This window comes from Escherichia sp. MOD1-EC6300 (assembly GCF_002965045.1).
Classification (GTDB): domain Bacteria; phylum Pseudomonadota; class Gammaproteobacteria; order Enterobacterales; family Enterobacteriaceae; genus Escherichia; species Escherichia coli_F.
In genome coordinates this window covers 1-486 of sequence record NZ_PTRH01000062.1, presented here as the reverse complement: position 1 = coordinate 486, position 486 = coordinate 1, and the positions used below count along the sequence as shown (strand labels likewise).

Sequence of the window (486 nt, the reverse complement as noted above, 5' to 3'; positions counted from 1 at the left end):
CGGGGCAATGATAGCGGTGAGGTCGCCTGCGGCGCTGTACTCATAACGGGTTTCACGCCCCTGCACATCCTTCTGACTGACCAGTTGACCACGCGGGTTATAACTGCTGTAAGTGCTGATGCCTTCTTCCCGGTGAACCGCCGTCCTCTGACCGTACCGGTCGTACTCATACCGTGTCGTGTACCCCGAGCAGTCCGTGAAGGCCAGCAGTTGACCGTAGCGGCTCCATGCCATCTGTTTTGTACTGCCCGTCGCATCCTGTATCCCTGTCGGCAGCTCACTCGCCGGGTCATCATAGCTGTACCGCGTCGTCTCACCGCTGCGTGAGGTCTCCGCCGCCAGCCTTCCCTTCTCGTCATACTCCCGGCTGCTGCGCAGCCCGTCCGGGTACGTCACTGACGTCACCTGCCGCTGGCTGTTGTAGCCATACCGCACCGTCCTGCCGTCCGGCCCCGTCACCGCCGTCACCGCGCCCGACGCCATATG

The 486-nt window shown here is 63.0% G+C and carries 1 pseudogene; it reads right to left on the bottom strand.

The annotated features are described in order from the left end of the window. Positions 1-486: pseudogene (locus BGE37_RS24785) on the bottom strand (type IV secretion protein Rhs); the annotation flags it as partial.